Origin of the sequence: Caballeronia sp. S22, assembly GCF_964261745.1 — a bacterium.
Classification (GTDB): domain Bacteria; phylum Pseudomonadota; class Gammaproteobacteria; order Burkholderiales; family Burkholderiaceae; genus Caballeronia; species Caballeronia jiangsuensis.
The window spans coordinates 741,798-757,810 of sequence record NZ_OZ180035.1; the positions used below are offsets into that span (position 1 = coordinate 741,798).

The following is a 16,013-nucleotide window of genomic DNA, read 5'->3' on the forward strand; positions in this document are numbered from 1 at the left end:
TGTCGTGATGAACCGATTGCCGGAACATTCCGTTGAAGTCACGACCGCGTCCAGCGACGCAGCCGCTGAATCCGTATCAGAGTCTCGCGTTTTCGATATCGATGAAAACGCGCTGGCAGAACTCGCGCAACGCATCAGGAACTGGGGGCGCGAGTTGGGGTTCGGTGCAGTCGGTATCAGCGATATCGACCTGACGGATGCCGAGAAAGGCCTCACTGATTGGCTCGAAGCAGGCTATCACGGCGAAATGGATTATATGGCCAAACATGGGATGAAACGCGCAAGACCGGCCGAGCTTGTGGCCGGAACGCGACGTGTCATCACCGTGCGCATGGCCTATCTGCCGGCGCAGACGCTCGCGAAAACGGGCGATGAAAGTGTCGCGACAGCCGACGGTCAGAAGAACGACTGGCGCGCGATCGAATGGACGCGGCTCGCGAAGCCGTCGCAGGCGATGGTCTCCATCTACGCGCGCGGCCGCGATTATCACAAGGTCATGCGCAATCGTCTTCAGCAACTGGCCGAGCGCATCGAGAATGAGATCGGGCCGTTCGGTCATCGCGCGTTCACGGATTCCGCGCCGGTCCTGGAAGTCGCGCTCGCGCAGAAGGCAGGCACTGGCTGGCGCGGCAAGCACACGCTGCTGCTCGATCGCGATGCCGGATCGCTCTTCTTTCTCGGCGAAATCTTCGTCGATGTGCCCTTGCCCGTCGATCCGAATCCCGAGCGCGAGGGCGCGCATTGCGGGCAATGCACGCGCTGCATCGGCGCATGTCCGACCGGCGCGATCGTCGCGCCGTATCGCGTGGATGCGCGGCGCTGCATCTCGTATCTGACGATCGAACTGCACGGCAGCATCCCCGAAGACATGCGTCCGCTGATCGGCAATCGCGTCTATGGCTGCGACGACTGCCAACTCGTCTGTCCGTGGAACAAGTTCGCGCAGGCCGCGCCCGTCGCGGATTTCGATGTGCGGCATGGGCTCGATCGCGCGACGCTCGTCGAACTGTTCGCATGGAGCGCCGGAGATTTCGACACGCGCATGCAGGGCAGCGCGATCCGGCGCATCGGGCATGAGCGCTGGCTGCGCAATATCGCGGTCGCGATGGGCAATGCGTTGCGCGCGTCCGGGCTGGATGCGGGCGAGCGCCAGGCTATCGTCGACGCGTTGCGCGCGCGTGAAGATGATTCGTCCGAACTCGTCCGCGAACACGTTCGCTGGGCGCTGGAGCAATCATGAAGAACATTCCATACGATGCCGTGATCGACGCGCCGTTCGGCAAAGTCGGCATTCGCGCCGATGCTCAGTCGGTGCGCGAGATCGTCTATCTGCCCGACGACGTCGAAAGTATCGAGCCGCACACGCCGCTCGCCAGGGAAGCCGCCGCGCAGATTCGCCGATACTTCGACACCCCGTCGATGCGCTTTAACCTGCCGCTCGCGATCCGCGCCACCGAATTTCAGCAGCGCGTGTGGCGGGGCATCAGCGGCATCGCGGCGGGGCATGTCTGGACTTACGGCCAGCTCGCGCGCGAGATCGGCAGCGTGCCGCGCGCGGTAGGGCAGGCGTGCGGCTCCAATCCGCTGCCGATCGTGATACCGTGCCACCGGGTAGTGGCATCGGGCGGGATCGGCGGCTTCGCGCATCGTCCCGGCGAAGGTTTTTATCGCAACGTGAAGCGCTGGCTTCTGACGCATGAAGGTGTACGGATCGCATGACGAGCGCAACGACTGAAGAACTACAAACGCCGCAACCGAGCGCGAGTCAGGACGCGATCGATCTCTTTTGCGATGCGCTCTGGCTCGAACACGGGCTCGCGAAAAACTCGCTCGAAGCGTACCGGCGCGATCTCAAACTTTTCGCCGAATGGCTCGGCAAGACGCGCGGCGCATCGATCGACGCCGCCGGCGAAGCCGACATGAACGGCTACATGGCGGCGCGTCGCGGCGACAAGGCGACCTCCGCGAACCGGCGCCTGTCGGTCTTTCGCCGCTATTACGCGTGGGCGTTGCGCGAACACCGCGTGTCCTCCGATCCGACGCTCAAGCTGCGCTCGGCCAAGCAGCCTCCGCGCTTTCCTTCGACGCTCAACGAGACGCAAGTCGAAGCGCTGCTCGGCGCGCCGGACATCGAGACGCCGCTCGGCCTGCGCGATCGCACGATGCTCGAACTGATGTACGCGAGCGGCCTGCGCGTGACCGAGCTCGTGACGCTGAAAACGGTCGAGGTCGGCCTGAACGAAGGCGTCGTGCGCGTGATGGGCAAAGGCTCGAAGGAACGCCTGATCCCGTTCGGTGCGACGGCGCACGACTGGCTCGAACGCTATCTGCGCGAAGCGCGTCCGGTGCTGCTCGGCGCGCGGTCCGCCGACGCGCTCTTCGTCACCGCGCGCGGCGAAGGCATGACGCGCCAGCAGTTCTGGAACATCATCAAGCGCCATGCGCTGAAGGGCGACGTGCATGCGCCGCTCTCGCCGCACACGCTGCGTCATGCGTTCGCCACGCATCTGCTCAATCACGGCGCGGACTTGCGCGTCGTGCAATTGCTGCTCGGCCACTCGGACATCTCGACGACGCAGATCTACACGCACGTCGCGCGCGAGCGTCTGCAAAAGCTGCATCGCGAGCATCATCCGCGCGGGTGATGCGCTTCCTTCGCGAACGATCGTGCCACGGCCGCGCGTTGCTGCACACTCGGCCGGATGGCCAATGGTGAGCGGCCCGGCGCGCCGCTACAATGCGTCCATGTCGAAAGCCAAACACGTGTCCGAAACGCCCGCGACGCAGTTCCTGCGCCGTCACAAGGTCGAGTTCGGCGAGCATCCCTACGAATACGTCGAGCGCGGCGGCACGGAGGAATCCGCGCGGCAACTGGGCGTGGACGAGCACGTCGTCGTCAAGACGCTCGTGATGGAGGACGAGCACGCGAAGCCGCTCATCGTCCTCATGCACGGCGACCGCACCGTGTCCACGAAGAATCTCGCGCGACAGACGGGCGCGAAGCGCATCGAGCCGTGCAAGCCCGACGTGGCGAACCGGCATTCGGGTTTTCTCGTCGGCGGCACTTCGCCGTTCGGCACGAAGAAAGCGATGCCTGTGTACGTCGAATCGAGCATTCTGGAGCTCGACCGGATCTATCTGAACGGCGGGCGGCGCGGCTATCTCGTGAGCCTGAAGCCGTCCGTTCTGACCGAGTTGCTCGACGCGAAGCCCGTGCAGTGCGCGAGCGTCGATTAGAATGCGTTCCGCTCTCGCCATAACTGAAAAGACACCATGATTTTTCTGATCGTCGCCGTCGTGTCCTACTTGATCGGCTCGATTTCATTCGCCGTCGTCGTGAGTCACGCGATGGGACTGGCCGATCCACGCTCGTACGGCTCGGGCAATCCCGGCGCGACCAACGTGCTGCGCACCGGCAACAAGAAGGCCGCGATCCTCACGCTGATCGGCGACGCGTTCAAGGGCTGGCTGCCCGTGTGGATCGTCGCGCACTTCGGCGCGAGCTTTGGCTGGGATAGCGCCGGCATCAACACGGCCACGGCGCTCGCGGCCATCGCGGTTTTTCTCGGGCATCTCTACCCGGTTTTCTTCAGGTTTCAGGGCGGCAAGGGCGTCGCGACGGCGGCGGGCGTGCTGCTCGCGATCCACCCGGCGCTCGGCATCGCCACGCTGCTCACCTGGCTGATCATCGCGTTCTTCTTCCGTTATTCGTCGCTGGCGGCGCTGGTCGCGGCCGTGTTCGCGCCGTTTTTTCAGGTCTTCCTGTTCGGGCCGAGCCGCATCTCGCTCGCTGTTCTCGCGATGAGCCTGCTTCTGATCTGGCGGCACCGCGCCAATATTTCGAAGTTGCTGGCGGGGCAGGAAAGCCGCATCGGCGAAAAGAAGAAGGCGGCGCAAGCGCCCGAATAAAGCAAAAAGCCGTTCCGGCGCAAACCGGAACGGCTTTTTCACTTCTTGCGGCAAAAAATCAGTCGCGGAAGTTGTTGAAGTCGAGCGGCGTGTCCGTGACTTCCTTCTTCAGCAGCGCGATGGCGCTTTGCAGGTCGTCGCGTTTCGTGCCTTGCACGCGCACCGCATCGCCCTGAATGCTCGCCTGAACCTTGATCTTGCTGTCCTTCACGATCTTGACGATTTTTTTCGCCAGATCGCCCGACACGCCTTTCTTCACCGTGACGACCTGCTTCAGCTTGTCGCCGCCGATCTTCTCCTGCTTGCCGTAGTCGAGAAAACGCACGTCGACGCTGCGCTTGGCCAGCTTGTTCAGCAGAACGTCCTTCACCTGGCCGAGCTTGAAATCGTCGTCGGCGTAGAGCGTGAGTTCGCGCTCTTTTTGCTCGACGCGTGAATCCGAACCCTTGAAGTCGAAGCGCGTCGAGATTTCCTTGTTCGACTGCTCGATCGCGTTCTTCACTTCGATCATGTTTGCTTCGCTGACGACGTCAAACGATGGCATCTGTCTTTCTCCTTCATTGAGGCGAGCGCGCCGGGCAAGCGCGGCTCGCGCAATCGCTATAATCACGGACCTGTCGTCATTCTACCGACGCGCCTCGCTCATGTCGCTCCAGCTTCTCTCCGATTTCTCTCTGCTCGCTCACAACACGTTCGGCTTCGACGCGCGCGCGCGTCATGCGATGCGCATCGATTCCGTCGATGCGGCCGTCGCGCTCGCCACCGATGCGCGCATCGCGAACATGCCGCAACTCGTGCTCGGCGGCGGCAGCAATATCGTGCTGACGCGCGATTTCGACGGCGTCGCGCTGATCGTCGGCATCGCGGGCAAACGCGTGATCGGCGAAGACGACGGCGCTTGGCTCGTCGAAGCCGGCGCGGGCGAAAACTGGCACGATTTCGTTGCCTGGACGCTCGCACAAGGCATGCCGGGCCTCGAAAACCTCGCGTTGATTCCGGGCACGGTCGGCGCGGCGCCGATTCAGAACATCGGCGCGTACGGGCTCGAAATGGGCGAGCGCTTCGAGCGGCTCAGCGCGGTCGAACTCGCGACCGGCGAACGCGTGGACTTCGATCGTGCCGCATGTGCGTTCGGTTATCGCGACAGCTTTTTCAAGCGGGCAGGGCGCGGGCGCTTCATGATCACGTCGGTGGTGTTCAGGTTGCCGAAAGCGTGGACGCCGCGCGCCGATTATGCCGACGTCGCGCGCGCGCTCGACGGCGCCGCAAAACCGGATGCACAGGCCATTTTCGATGCGGTCGTCGCCGTGCGGCGCGCCAAGCTGCCCGACTGGACCGTGCTCGGCAATGCGGGCAGCTTCTTCAAGAATCCGGTCGTGAGCGCGGCGGCATTCGAGACGCTGCAACGGCGCGAACCCAGCGTCGTCTCGTATCGCCAGGCGGACGGGCAAGTGAAGCTCGCGGCAGGCTGGCTGATCGACCAATGCGGCTGGAAAGGGCGCGGCATCGGCGGAGCGGCGGTGCATGACCGTCAGGCGCTCGTCCTCGTGAATCGCGGCGGCGCGACGGGCGCGCAAGTGCTCGAACTCGCTGAAGCCATCAAACGCGACGTGCTCGCGCGCTTTGACGTCGAACTGGAGATGGAACCGGTCTGCCTCTGATTCCGACTGCATAAAAAAACCCGCCGAACGAAAGTCCGGCGGGTTTTTTACGTCCAGAAACGCGCGAATTACGCGCCGCGCTTGCGGCGTGCGTTTTCCGCGATGCGCATGCGCAGCGCGTTCAGCTTGATGAAACCGCCGGCGTCGGCCTGGTCGTAGGCGCCGCCGTCGTCGTCGAAGGTCGCGATGGTCTTGTCGAACAGCGTTTCCTTCGAATCGCGCGCGACGACCGACACGCTGCCCTTGTAGAGCTTCACGCGCGTCCAGCCGTTGACCTTCTCCTGCGTGTGGTCGATCAGCACCTGCAGCGCGCGGCGCTCCGGGCTCCACCAGTAGCCGTTGTAGATCAGCGATGCGTAACGCGGCATCAGATCGTCCTTCAGGTGCGCCACTTCGCGATCGAGCGTGATCGATTCGATGCCGCGGTGCGCCTTCAGCATGATCGTGCCGCCCGGCGTTTCATAGCAGCCGCGCGACTTCATGCCGACGTAGCGGTTCTCGACCAGATCCAGACGGCCGATGCCGTGCTTGCCGCCGAGGCGGTTCAGCTCGGTCAGCATCTCGGCGGGCGACAGGCGCTTGCCGTTCAGCGCGACCGGATCGCCCTTCTCGAATTCGACATCGACGTATTCCGGCTGATCCGGCGCATCTTCCGGCGACACGGTCCAGCGCCACATGTCGGCTTCGGCCTCGGCCTTCGGATCTTCCAGATGGCGGCCTTCGAACGAGATGTGGAGCAGGTTCGCGTCCATCGAGTAGGGCGCGCCGCCTTGCTTGTGCTTCATTTCGATCGGAATGCCAGCCTTCTCGGCGTACGCGAGCAGCTTTTCGCGCGAGAGCAGGTCCCATTCGCGCCACGGCGCGATCACCTTGATGCCGGGTTCGAGCGAGTAGTAGCCGAGCTCGAAGCGGACCTGGTCGTTGCCCTTGCCGGTCGCGCCGTGCGAGACGGCTTGCGCGCCGGTCGCGCGGGCGATTTCGATCTGGCGCTTCGCGATCAGCGGACGCGCGATCGACGTGCCGAGCAGATACTCGCCTTCGTAGATGGTGTTCGCGCGGAACATCGGGAACACGAAATCGCGGACGAACTCTTCACGCAGGTCTTCGATGAAGATGTTGTCCTGCTTGATGCCGAGCTGGAGCGCCTTCTTGCGCGCGGGCTCCAGTTCCTCGCCCTGGCCGATGTCGGCCGTGAAGGTCACGACTTCGGCGTCGTAGTTGTCCTGCAACCATTTCAGGATGACGGAGGTGTCGAGACCGCCCGAATAGGCGAGCACGACTTTCTTGATATCGCTCATGGTGAACTCGTGTGCTGAAAAGCCAGGTGCGGCGGTTGTGCGCCGCTTCGCGTCCGTCGGGCGCGCGACGGGCATGAAGTGCGCGGAAAAAACGCTATTTTGACATCAAAAAGCCGCGCTTCCGCAAAATTGGGAGGCGCGGCTCATCGGCAGCGCCGATTTGCTCAGTGATTCAGTTTGCCGAGCAGGAGATACTCCATCAGCGCCTTCTGGACGTGCAGACGGTTCTCCGCCTCGTCCCAGACCACGCTCTGCGGGCCATCGATGACTTCCGCGCTCACTTCCTCGCCGCGATGCGCGGGCAGGCAGTGCATGAAGAGCGCGTCGGGATTGGCGCGCGCCATCATCTCCGCGTCGACGCAATAGTCGGCGAACGCCTTCATGCGCGCCTCGTTTTCGGCTTCGTAGCCCATGCTGGTCCAGACGTCCGTCGTGACGAGGTCGGCGCCCGCGCACGCATCGTTCGGATCGTCGAACTCTTCGAAGAACGGCTTGCTTTCCTCGGAGACCAGCGCGGGGTCGAGCTTGTAGCCGAGCGGCGTCGAGAGGCGCAGCTTGAAGCCGAGGATGTGCGCGGCCTCGATCCACGTGTAGAGCATGTTGTTCGCGTCACCGACCCACGCGACGGTCTTGCCGTGAATCGGACCGCGATGCTCGTAGAACGTGAAGATGTCCGCGAGCACCTGACACGGGTGATATTCGTTGGTCAGCCCGTTGATGACGGGCACCCGCGAGCTTTCGGCGAAGCGCTGGATGATGTCCTGGCCGAACGTGCGGATCATGATGATGTCCACCATGCGCGAGATGACCTGCGCCGAATCCTCGATCGGCTCGCCGCGGCCGAGTTGCGTGTCGCGCGTGTTCATGAACACCGCGTGGCCGCCGAGCTGGAAGATGCCCGCTTCGAACGAGAGACGCGTGCGCGTGGAGCTCTTCTCGAAGATCATCGCGAGCGTGCGATCGTGCAGCGGATGATAGGTCTCGTAGTTCTTGAACTTGCGCTTCAGGATGCGCGCGCGTTCGAGCAGATACTCGTAGTCGTCGAGCGAAAAATCCTTGAACTGAAGATAGTGGCGAATTTTTTTGGCGGTCATGAAACGCAGGCGGCGGCTTCGAACCGGCCGCTTCGCCATGAGGCGTCAGGGCCGGACGGCGCCGCCGTCGTGAGTGGTATCGCATTTGAGCATAAAGGATTTTGCGATGTTTGACGAGGCTGGCCAAAAGGACGATGCCGAGCGCGCAGGCCCCGCCCGTGGCTTCGTAATAGCCCTGATGGACGCGCGCGATGTCTGTGTGCGCTGCGGAAAAGAGGTCGCTGCGGTATAATTGCGCTCGCTCGTTTTTCAACAGTTCTGCAACATTCAGCACCGTTTCACGCGCATTTGCGGCGAAGGGTTCGAAAGAATCCGGTCGGCGTGGCTTCGTGCGTTTCGATTTCGCGGTGGATTGCGCAGTGCTGTCGAGTCCGCCATTCCTGCCGCGGGCGCGGACGGTTCTCACAGAATCGATCTCCTGCGCCGGCCCATGCGGTTCCCTGCGTCAGGCATGTGCGTCCCGGTGCGCGTCACCGGCCGTCAAAAGGTATTTCTACATGGCTGAAACATCTCCGACCGAATACTTCATACAAGGCATCACCAGGAACGGGAGGAAGTTTCGGCCGAGCGATTGGTCCGAGCGCCTGTGCGGTGTGATGTCGGGCTTCGGCCCCAAGGCAAAAGGGCCCAACGCCCGTCTGCAATACTCCATCTACGTGCGTCCGACGATGATCGGCGACATCAAGGTCGTGATCGTCGATTCGCGCCTGCGCGACATCGAGCCGATGGCTTTTGACTTCGTGCTGAACTTCGCGAAGGACAACGATCTGCTCGTGACCGAGGCGTGCGAACTGCCGCCGCATCACGGCACGCAGACCCAGCAGCACCAACCCTGATGAATCGACAGTAAGAAACAGAGTTCGCAGACGCAAAAAAGCCCGCCGAAGCGGGCTTTTTCGTTACTGCGCAGCGGAAACAGGAAGCTGCTTCGGCGAACGCCTGTGTCAACGAAAACTCGCGATGACCGGAAGCGCCCGCCAGAAGCGAGCCGGAATTACTGGGCAGCGGGGGCCTGCAGGCCCTTGATTGCTGCAGCCAGGCGGCTCTTGTGACGAGCAGCCTTGTTCTTGTGGACGATCTTCTTGTCCGCGATGATGTCCAGCGTCTTGACCGACGACTGGAACACTTCGGCGGCCTTGGCCTGATCGCCGGCTTCGATAGCCTTGCGAACTGCCTTGATGGCCGTGCGGAACTTCGAGCGCAGCGCCGAGTTGTGCGAGTTTGCCTTGGCGGCCTGACGGGCGCGCTTGCGAGCTTGAGCGGAATTTGCCATGACGGTTTCCTTGTCCTGTTTCTGCTGTTACTTGTCCGGAGCGCGCGGCCGGCGAAGGCCTTGAAAAACCCTGACACGGGCACTCGATCGCGCTGCCTTTTGATCTGAACTCCCGGGAACGATTGCCCGAGAACCTCTAAAACATCGCCGGCCTGAGCCGGAAAAGACGCGAAGCTACGCAATCCAATAGAATTTTGGAGCTTCGAAACCGGAAATTATAGCAAGGGAATATGAGACGTGACAAGCGGCGCGTGGATCGCGCCGTCCCGGGGCGATTTGGTGCATTTGGTCCGCAGCAAGCGGAGTCTCGTGGGCGCGTAGCACGCGGCCCGTATAATAAGCGCCCCATGAATCTATTCCGAGCCCTCCTGACGGTCAGCGGCTTCACGCTGCTGTCGCGCGTGACCGGCCTGATCCGCGAAACGCTGATCGCCCGAGCCTTCGGCGCAAGTGTCTATACCGACGCGTTCTATGTCGCGTTCCGCATTCCCAATCTGCTGCGGCGTCTCTCCGCGGAAGGCGCGTTCGCGCAGGCGTTCGTTCCGATCCTCGCCGAGTTCAAGAACAGCAAGGGCCACGATCCGACCAAGGCGCTCGTCGACGCGATGTCGACCGTGCTCACGTGGTTCCTCGTCGTGCTGTCGATAGCCGGCATGGCGGGCGCGAGCTGGGTCGTCTACGCGGTGGCGTCGGGGCTCAAGCACGAAGGCATCGGATACACGCTTGCGGTCGAGATGACGCGCATCATGTTTCCGTACATCGTCCTCATTTCGATGACGACGCTCGCCTCAGGCGTGCTCAACACGTACAAGCAGTTTTCGCTGCCCGCGTTCGCCCCCGTGCTGTTGAACGTCGCGTTCATTTTCGCGGCGGTGTTCGTCGCGCCGCATCTGAAGGTGCCGGTCTATGCGCTCGCTTATGCGGTCATCGTCGGCGGCGTGCTGCAATTGCTCGTGCAGCTTCCCGGCCTTAAGAAAATCGACATGACGCCGCGCGTCGGGCTGAACTTCCGGCGCGCGCTCGCGCATCCGGGCGTCAAGCGCGTGTTGCTGAAGATGGTCCCGGCGATGTTCGCGGTGTCGGTGGGGCAGTTGAGCCTCATCATCAACACGAATATCGCGTCGAACATCGGGGCGGGCGCGGTGTCGTGGATTAACTACGCCGACCGCCTGATGGAATTTCCCACCGCGCTGCTGGGCGCGGCGCTGGGCACGATCCTGCTGCCGAGCTTGTCGAAGGCGCACGTCGACGCCAACCACGACGAATACTCCGCGCTGCTCGACTGGGGCTTGCGCATCACGTTCCTGCTGGCCGCGCCCAGCGCGATCGCGCTCTTCTTCTTCGCCGAGCCGCTTACCGCGACGCTCTTTCACTACGGCAAGTTCGACAGCCATTCCGTCGTGATGGTCAGCCGCGCGTTGGCGGCGTACGGAATCGGGCTGATCGGGCTCATCCTCATCAAGATTCTCGCGCCGGGCTTCTACGCGAAGCAGGACATCAAGACGCCGGTGAAGATCGCGATCTTCGTGCTGATCATGACGCAGGTGAGCAACTACATCTTCGTGCCGATTTTTTCCCATGCCGGTCTGACGCTTTCGATCGGCCTCGGCGCGCTCGCCAATGCGCTCCTGTTGTTCGCGGGTCTGCGCCGCCGCAAGATCTATGCGCCTTCACCGGGCTGGCTGCGCTTTTTCGTGCAACTGATCGGCGCGTGCCTGATTCTTGCGGGCACGATGCATTGGGTGGCGATCAATTTCGACTGGGTCGGCATGCGCGCGACGCCGTTCATGCGCATCGCGCTCCTCGGTGCAAGCCTCGTCGTGTTCGCCGCGCTATATTTCGGTATTCTGTCCGCAATGGGCTTCAAGTACGCCTATTTCAAGAGACGCACGCTTTGATGACGACAACGCGTATCCTCGACTACTTCTCTTCGCTGATGGCGGACGACGAGAGCCTTCCGCTCACGGAAGCGGCTTTGTCGCTCGCGCAGGATGCATATCCCGATCTCGACATGCAGGCTACGCTCGCGGAGATCGACGAACTCGTCGTGCGCGCCCGCCGCCGCATGCCCGACGACGCGAGCGTGGAGCACAAGGTCGATGCGCTCAATCGATACTTCTTTCGCGAGCTGGGTTTTTCCAGCAACCTCAACGATTACTACGATCCCGACAACAGCCATCTGAACGTGGTGCTGCGCCGGCGTCGCGGCATTCCGATTTCGCTCGCGGTGATCTATCTGGAAATGGCCGAGCAACTCGGCTTGCCGGTGCGCGGCGTGTCGTTTCCGGGGCATTTCCTGCTGCGCGTCGCCACACCGGGCCAGGATCTGATGCTCGATCCGACTACCGGCCAAACGCTCTCCGAAGCGCAGATGGTCGAGATGCTGGAGCCGTATGTGCAGCGTGTGGGCGAATCGATCGGCAGCGCGCTGCGCGTGCTGTTGCAGCCCGCGACGCGCCGCGAGATCGTCGCGCGCATGCTGCGGAATCTGAAGGGCACCTACTTGCAGACGGAACGCTGGCAGCGGCTGCTCGCGGTTCAGCAGCGGCTCGTGATCGCGCTACCGAACAGCATCGAGGAAGTGCGCGATCGCGGCTTCGCGTACGCGCGCCTCGATTATCTGCGGCCGGCGCTCGAAGATTTGCAGCGTTACATCGAGATACGCCCGGATGCCGAGGACGCGACGGTCGTCGAGACCGAATTGCATGAGCTGCGACAGCGCACGCAGCACAACGGCGACTGAATGAAAACGGCGGGCTTCGGGAGAAGCCCGCCGTTTTCACATTCAAAGCGTCATTTCGGCTGCATGCGGATCGCGCCGTCGAGACGGATCACTTCGCCGTTGAGCATCGGGTTATCGAAGATCTGCTTGACGAGCATCGCGTATTCGTCCGGCTTGCCGAGGCGCGACGGGAACGGCACCATCGCGCCGAGCGCGTCCTGCACTTCCTTCGGCATGCCGAGCAGCATCGGCGTTTCGAACAGGCCCGGCGCGATCGTCATCACGCGGATGCCGCTCTTGCTCAGATCGCGCGCGATCGGCAGCGTCATGCCCGCCACGCCGCTCTTCGACGCTGCATAGGCCGCCTGGCCGATCTGCCCGTCATACGCCGCCACCGATGCCGTATTCACGATCACGCCGCGCTCGCCCGCATCGTTGGCTTCGTTCTTCGACATCACGCTGGCCGCGAGCCGGATCATGTTGAAGGTGCCGATGAGGTTCACCGAAATCACTTTCGAGAACAGATCGAGCGCGTGCGGACCGTCGCGACCGACCGTCTTCGCCGCCGGCGCGATGCCCGCGCAGTTCACGAGGCCGCGCAACGTGCCGAGACTCGTCGCGGTTTCGACGGCGCGCTGACCGTCGCTTTCCTGGCTCACGTCGCATTTGACGAAGGCGCCGGACAGCTCGTTCGCGAGGGCGACGCCCGCCGCCTCGTTCATGTCGGCGAGCACGACCTTGCCGCCTTGCGCCGTAATGAGCCGCGCCGTTGCCGCGCCGAGTCCCGACGCGCCACCGGTAATCAGAAAGACATTGCCTTGCATCTCCATGCTGCTTCTCCGTTATGTGATTCGAGCGTGCGAGGGCAGGGATATGTGCCGCTCGCGCCGATGTAGTCCTTGTGGGAAACGCGTCGATTGTAGCGAAGCCCGTGATCGCAAAATCGCACATCGATCATGCGGATTCACAGGCGTAAAAAAACCCGCTCGTCGAGAGCGGGTTTTCTTCGGGCCTTAAACGTGGCGCGCTTTACTTCAGCGCGTCGAACACGCGCGTGCGGATTTCATCGACGGTGCCGGTGCCCGCGATCTTGCGGTACGCCGGCGCCTTCAAACCGTTCGGCGCGTCGCCGCTCTTCGCCCAGTCGTTGTAGTACGCGATCAGCGGCTTGGTCTGCGCGACATACACGTCGAGACGCTTCTTCACGGTCTCTTCCTTGTCGTCGTCGCGCTGGATCAGCGGCTCGCCGGTGACGTCGTCGGTCATGTCGACCTTCGGCGGATTGAACTTGACGTGATACGTGCGGCCCGATGCGGCATGCACGCGGCGGCCGCTCATGCGGGTGATGATTTCGTCGAAGGGAACATCGATCTCGAGCACGTAGTCGATCGCGACGCCTGCGTCTTTCATGGCTTCGGCTTGCGGCAGCGTGCGCGGAAAGCCGTCGAAGAGATAGCCGTTCTGGCAGTCGTCCGCCTGCAGACGTTCCTTCACGAGATTGATGATGAGCGAATCCGGCACCAGCTCGCCCGCGTCCATGTAGCGCTTCGCCTCGACGCCGAGCGGCGAGCCTGCCTTGACGGCTGCGCGCAGCATGTCGCCGGTCGAAATCTGCGGAATGCCGAATTTCTCCTTGATGAAGTTTGCCTGGGTGCCCTTGCCCGCACCGGGTGCGCCCAACAGGATCAAACGCATGGTGATCTCTCCGAATCGTCTATAAACCGCTTCAAGCCGCGAGGCTGATTTGACATCCGGTGGCTTGGCTCGTGCGGCGTCGACGACAGGGCGCGCGGCCGAAAGGAGACGGCGGGCACCTGCGGACAGCGGCGCAACGTTGAGCGTGGCGCTGACCGGAAGGCTCGCGCAATCGCTTGATTATGCCACGGCTCCTTACGATCGCGACCGTAATAACGCGGATAGAAATCGCCAAAAACGCCCGTCAATCGGGCGTCGGCGGGGTTTACACGGGTTGTGCGGCAGCGCTCAGTCGGCTGTGGGGAAAAGCGCCTGGACGCGCTCGAGATCGGCGGGTGTATCGACGCCCGGCGGCGGCGCGTCCTGCGTCACGCGCACCGCGATGCGCTCGCCGTGCCACAGCGCGCGCAGTTGCTCGAGCGCTTCGGCGGCTTCGATCGGCGCTTGCGCGAGCGTGGGAAAGTCGCGCAGAAACTTCGCGCGATAGGCATAGAGCCCGATGTGGCGCAGCACGTTCTCGGGCACTGAAGGCAGTTTTCCGAGCGCGTCGACGTCCGGCCAGTGCGGCTGCCAGAGATCGCGCGTCCACGGAATCGGCGCGCGCGAGAAGTAGAGCGCGACGCTCTTCGCATCGAGCACGACCTTCACCACATTCGGATTGAAGACGTCGGCGGGATCGTGAATCGGATGCGCGGCCGTGGCGATCGCGCATTCTGGACGCGCGGCGAGGTGCGCGGCGACATCGCGCACGAGTTGCGGATCGATGAGCGGCTCGTCGCCCTGCACGTTGACGACGATCGCGTCGTCGTCCCAGTTCAGGCGCGTCGCCACTTCGGCGAGACGGTCCGTGCCGGTGGGATGATCCGAGCGCGTCATCATCACTTCGATGCCGTGATCGCGCACGGCCTCGACCACGCGGTCGGAATCGGTCGCGACGAGCACCTGGCTCGCGCCGGATTCGCGCGCGCGCTCGGCGACGCGCACGACCATCGGCTTGCCGCCGATATCGGCGAGCGGCTTGTTCGGCAGACGGGTGGAAGCGAGACGCGCCGGAATGACCGCGATGAACGGAACGGACATGTCAGCGCTCAGGCGTCGCCGTTGGGCTTGATCGGCTCGACGGGCGTGCCTTCGACCGTCTGCCGCGCTTCGTCGACGAGCATCACGGGAATGCCGTCGCGGATCGGATAGGCGAGCTTGTCGGCGCTGCAGACGAGTTCCTGCGCCGCGCGATCGTAACTGAGCGGGCCTTTGCAGATCGGGCAAACGAGGATTTCAAGCAGACGTGCGTCCACGGAGTTTCTCCACAACAAGAGCGATGAGGCGCGGTCTGAGCACGGCTTGCACCGGAACGACCCAGATGCGTGCGTCGCGCCAGGCCCCAAATTTTACTGCATCCTTTTCGGTGATCAGGATCGCATCGGCTTCGACGCCCGCGAACGGATTCTCGCGATACGAATAGTGATCGGGGAACGCGCGTGTCGCGGGCGTGATGCCCGCCGCGCGCAGCGTCGCGAAGAAGCGCTCCGGCGAGCCGATGCCCGCCGCCGCGACCACTTTCTCGCCCGCGAACTGATCGAGCGGACGACGCTGATGCGGATCGTCGAGCAGCCATGCGTCGCCGGATTCGAGTTCGAGCGCGAACGTGTCCGGCCACGGCGGCAGCGTGCGCTCGTATGGACTGTTGATGAGCGTCGCGTCGCGGCGGCGCGACATCGGCTCGCGCAACGGACCCGCGGGCAGCAGAAAGCCGTTGCCGCCGAGGCGGGCATCGAACACGACGAGTTCGAACGCGCGCGCGAGGCGGTAGTGCTGCAGGCCGTCGTCGGAGACGAGGACATCGACGTTCGGATGCGCTTCGATCAGCGCCTTCGCGGCGGCGACGCGATCCGGACAGACGAACACCGGCGCGTGCGTGCGCCGTGCGATCAGGAGCGGCTCGTCGCCGACCTGCGCGGCGGCGGACGTCGGCGTGACGCTCGTCGGCTTCGCGACCTTCGCGCCGTAGCCGCGCGAGACCACGCCCGGCTGAAACCCGGCGGCGCGCAACGCCTCGACGAGCGCGATGACTGTCGGCGTCTTGCCCGTCCCGCCGACGGTCACGTTGCCCACGACGACCACCGGCACGCCGACATCGACGCGCTTGATCCAGCCGAGTTCGTAGAAGGCGCGCCGCGTGGCTGCGATCGCGCCGAAAATGCAGGCGAAGGGCGTCAGCGCCCAGGCGACGGGACCGCGACGGCGCCATTCGCGGGCGAGAAAGTTCTCGATCGGCGGCTTGAAATCAGACATGGACCGCCTTCGCGCTGAACGCTGGCGGGCGGCAGGTCGGGTACGGCATGGCGTGCAACGGCAGCTCCT

General features: G+C 63.5%; 18 protein-coding genes. 9 read left to right on the plus strand and 9 right to left on the minus strand.

The genetic code is table 11. The annotated features are described in order from the left end of the window. Positions 1 to 7 precede the first annotated feature (7 nt). The 5 genes from queG to plsY all read left to right on the plus strand — a co-directional run bounded on the left by queG (position 8) and on the right by plsY (position 3,909). The gene (queG, locus tag ACEN42_RS03545) at positions 8 to 1,240 is read left to right on the plus strand and encodes a tRNA epoxyqueuosine(34) reductase QueG (protein ID WP_371881060.1); all 1,233 of its coding nucleotides are present in this window, start codon (positions 8 to 10) and stop codon (positions 1,238 to 1,240) included. After that, on the plus strand, positions 1,237 to 1,719 hold the full coding sequence (locus tag ACEN42_RS03550; protein ID WP_371880638.1) for a methylated-DNA--[protein]-cysteine S-methyltransferase: 483 nt from the start codon (positions 1,237 to 1,239) through the stop codon (positions 1,717 to 1,719). Before queG ends, ACEN42_RS03550 begins: the two co-directional genes overlap by 4 nt. Further along, positions 1,716 to 2,645, plus strand: a complete 930-nt coding sequence (xerD, locus tag ACEN42_RS03555) for a site-specific tyrosine recombinase XerD (protein WP_238212720.1) — start codon at positions 1,716 to 1,718, stop codon at positions 2,643 to 2,645. The genes ACEN42_RS03550 and xerD overlap by 4 nt, the downstream gene beginning before the upstream one ends. Before the next feature lie 100 nt (positions 2,646 to 2,745). Next, the gene (gene ybaK, locus ACEN42_RS03560) at positions 2,746 to 3,237 is read left to right on the plus strand and encodes a Cys-tRNA(Pro) deacylase (protein WP_238212719.1); all 492 of its coding nucleotides are present in this window, start codon (positions 2,746 to 2,748) and stop codon (positions 3,235 to 3,237) included. 36 nt (positions 3,238 to 3,273) lie between these two features. Beyond that, positions 3,274 to 3,909, plus strand: a complete 636-nt coding sequence (gene plsY / locus ACEN42_RS03565; RefSeq protein ID WP_250484083.1) for a glycerol-3-phosphate 1-O-acyltransferase PlsY — start codon at positions 3,274 to 3,276, stop codon at positions 3,907 to 3,909. A gap of 58 nt (positions 3,910 to 3,967) precedes the next feature. On the opposite strand, the gene ACEN42_RS03570 is transcribed toward plsY, so the two are convergent. Beyond that, positions 3,968 to 4,453: a YajQ family cyclic di-GMP-binding protein gene (locus ACEN42_RS03570; RefSeq protein ID WP_014192189.1), complete on the minus strand. Its 486-nt coding sequence runs from the start codon at positions 4,451 to 4,453 to the stop codon at positions 3,968 to 3,970. A 100-nt stretch (positions 4,454 to 4,553) separates the two neighbouring features. Between ACEN42_RS03570 and murB the strand changes: the two genes are divergently transcribed. Continuing rightward, positions 4,554 to 5,570, plus strand: coding sequence for a UDP-N-acetylmuramate dehydrogenase (murB, locus tag ACEN42_RS03575; RefSeq protein WP_371880639.1), 1,017 nt, complete (start codon positions 4,554 to 4,556; stop codon positions 5,568 to 5,570). Between the two features lie 68 nt (positions 5,571 to 5,638). Here the strand turns inward: murB and ACEN42_RS03580 are convergent, their stop codons facing one another. Then, positions 5,639 to 6,868, minus strand: a complete 1,230-nt coding sequence (locus ACEN42_RS03580; RefSeq protein ID WP_371880640.1) for an argininosuccinate synthase — start codon at positions 6,866 to 6,868, stop codon at positions 5,639 to 5,641. A 164-nt stretch (positions 6,869 to 7,032) separates the two neighbouring features. Continuing rightward, positions 7,033 to 7,962 carry an ornithine carbamoyltransferase gene (gene argF, locus ACEN42_RS03585; protein ID WP_187605982.1) on the minus strand — a complete coding sequence of 310 codons (930 nt, stop codon included), beginning with the start codon at positions 7,960 to 7,962 and terminating at the stop codon, positions 7,033 to 7,035. A 497-nt stretch (positions 7,963 to 8,459) separates the two neighbouring features. Here argF and ACEN42_RS03590 point away from each other — a divergent pair, with 497 nt between their 5' ends. Further along, on the plus strand, positions 8,460 to 8,798 hold the full coding sequence (locus tag ACEN42_RS03590; RefSeq protein WP_187605981.1) for a DUF3579 domain-containing protein: 339 nt from the start codon (positions 8,460 to 8,462) through the stop codon (positions 8,796 to 8,798). Between the two features lie 158 nt (positions 8,799 to 8,956). On the opposite strand, the gene rpsT is transcribed toward ACEN42_RS03590, so the two are convergent. After that, a complete protein-coding gene (rpsT, locus tag ACEN42_RS03595; protein WP_035500787.1) occupies positions 8,957 to 9,235 on the minus strand; it encodes a 30S ribosomal protein S20 in 279 nt (92 codons plus the stop codon). A gap of 347 nt (positions 9,236 to 9,582) precedes the next feature. Between rpsT and murJ the strand changes: the two genes are divergently transcribed. Together murJ and ACEN42_RS03605 are read left to right on the plus strand one after the other, a co-directional pair. Then, positions 9,583 to 11,133, plus strand: a complete 1,551-nt coding sequence (gene murJ / locus ACEN42_RS03600; RefSeq protein WP_371880641.1) for a murein biosynthesis integral membrane protein MurJ — start codon at positions 9,583 to 9,585, stop codon at positions 11,131 to 11,133. Continuing rightward, positions 11,133 to 11,978, plus strand: coding sequence for a SirB1 family protein (locus ACEN42_RS03605; protein WP_035500792.1), 846 nt, complete (start codon positions 11,133 to 11,135; stop codon positions 11,976 to 11,978). The genes murJ and ACEN42_RS03605 overlap by 1 nt, the downstream gene beginning before the upstream one ends. A gap of 50 nt (positions 11,979 to 12,028) precedes the next feature. On the opposite strand, the gene ACEN42_RS03610 is transcribed toward ACEN42_RS03605, so the two are convergent. The 5 genes from ACEN42_RS03610 to lpxK form a co-directional block, all read right to left on the minus strand. Then, positions 12,029 to 12,787, minus strand: coding sequence for a 3-hydroxyacyl-CoA dehydrogenase (locus tag ACEN42_RS03610; RefSeq protein WP_187605979.1), 759 nt, complete (start codon positions 12,785 to 12,787; stop codon positions 12,029 to 12,031). A gap of 199 nt (positions 12,788 to 12,986) precedes the next feature. Next, on the minus strand, positions 12,987 to 13,652 hold the full coding sequence (adk, locus tag ACEN42_RS03615; RefSeq protein ID WP_309881303.1) for an adenylate kinase: 666 nt from the start codon (positions 13,650 to 13,652) through the stop codon (positions 12,987 to 12,989). Between the two features lie 288 nt (positions 13,653 to 13,940). Next, positions 13,941 to 14,732, minus strand: coding sequence for a 3-deoxy-manno-octulosonate cytidylyltransferase (gene kdsB / locus ACEN42_RS03620; RefSeq protein WP_371880642.1), 792 nt, complete (start codon positions 14,730 to 14,732; stop codon positions 13,941 to 13,943). A gap of 8 nt (positions 14,733 to 14,740) precedes the next feature. Continuing rightward, positions 14,741 to 14,947, minus strand: a complete 207-nt coding sequence (locus tag ACEN42_RS03625; RefSeq protein WP_061119386.1) for a Trm112 family protein — start codon at positions 14,945 to 14,947, stop codon at positions 14,741 to 14,743. Beyond that, positions 14,928 to 15,944, minus strand: coding sequence for a tetraacyldisaccharide 4'-kinase (gene lpxK, locus ACEN42_RS03630; protein ID WP_238212704.1), 1,017 nt, complete (start codon positions 15,942 to 15,944; stop codon positions 14,928 to 14,930). Before lpxK ends, ACEN42_RS03625 begins: the two co-directional genes overlap by 20 nt. Positions 15,945 to 16,013 lie beyond the last annotated feature (69 nt).

Bases quoted from the DNA above. Each gene is read 5' to 3' on its own strand.
- queG (WP_371881060.1), top strand. From the start codon at position 8: ATGAACCGATTGCCGGAACATTCCGTTGAAGTCACGACCGCGTCCAGC.
- ACEN42_RS03550 (WP_371880638.1), top strand. From the start codon at position 1,237: ATGAAGAACATTCCATACGATGCCGTGATCGACGCGCCGTTCGGCAAA.
- xerD (WP_238212720.1), top strand. From the start codon at position 1,716: ATGACGAGCGCAACGACTGAAGAACTACAAACGCCGCAACCGAGCGCG.
- ybaK (WP_238212719.1), top strand. From the start codon at position 2,746: ATGTCGAAAGCCAAACACGTGTCCGAAACGCCCGCGACGCAGTTCCTG.
- plsY (WP_250484083.1), top strand. From the start codon at position 3,274: ATGATTTTTCTGATCGTCGCCGTCGTGTCCTACTTGATCGGCTCGATT.
- ACEN42_RS03570 (WP_014192189.1), bottom strand. From the start codon at position 4,453: ATGCCATCGTTTGACGTCGTCAGCGAAGCAAACATGATCGAAGTGAAG.
- murB (WP_371880639.1), top strand. From the start codon at position 4,554: ATGTCGCTCCAGCTTCTCTCCGATTTCTCTCTGCTCGCTCACAACACG.
- ACEN42_RS03580 (WP_371880640.1), bottom strand. From the start codon at position 6,868: ATGAGCGATATCAAGAAAGTCGTGCTCGCCTATTCGGGCGGTCTCGAC.
- argF (WP_187605982.1), bottom strand. From the start codon at position 7,962: ATGACCGCCAAAAAAATTCGCCACTATCTTCAGTTCAAGGATTTTTCG.
- ACEN42_RS03590 (WP_187605981.1), top strand. From the start codon at position 8,460: ATGGCTGAAACATCTCCGACCGAATACTTCATACAAGGCATCACCAGG.
- rpsT (WP_035500787.1), bottom strand. From the start codon at position 9,235: ATGGCAAATTCCGCTCAAGCTCGCAAGCGCGCCCGTCAGGCCGCCAAG.
- murJ (WP_371880641.1), top strand. From the start codon at position 9,583: ATGAATCTATTCCGAGCCCTCCTGACGGTCAGCGGCTTCACGCTGCTG.
- ACEN42_RS03605 (WP_035500792.1), top strand. From the start codon at position 11,133: ATGACGACAACGCGTATCCTCGACTACTTCTCTTCGCTGATGGCGGAC.
- ACEN42_RS03610 (WP_187605979.1), bottom strand. From the start codon at position 12,787: ATGGAGATGCAAGGCAATGTCTTTCTGATTACCGGTGGCGCGTCGGGA.
- adk (WP_309881303.1), bottom strand. From the start codon at position 13,652: ATGCGTTTGATCCTGTTGGGCGCACCCGGTGCGGGCAAGGGCACCCAG.
- kdsB (WP_371880642.1), bottom strand. From the start codon at position 14,732: ATGTCCGTTCCGTTCATCGCGGTCATTCCGGCGCGTCTCGCTTCCACC.
- lpxK (WP_238212704.1), bottom strand. From the start codon at position 15,944: ATGTCTGATTTCAAGCCGCCGATCGAGAACTTTCTCGCCCGCGAATGG.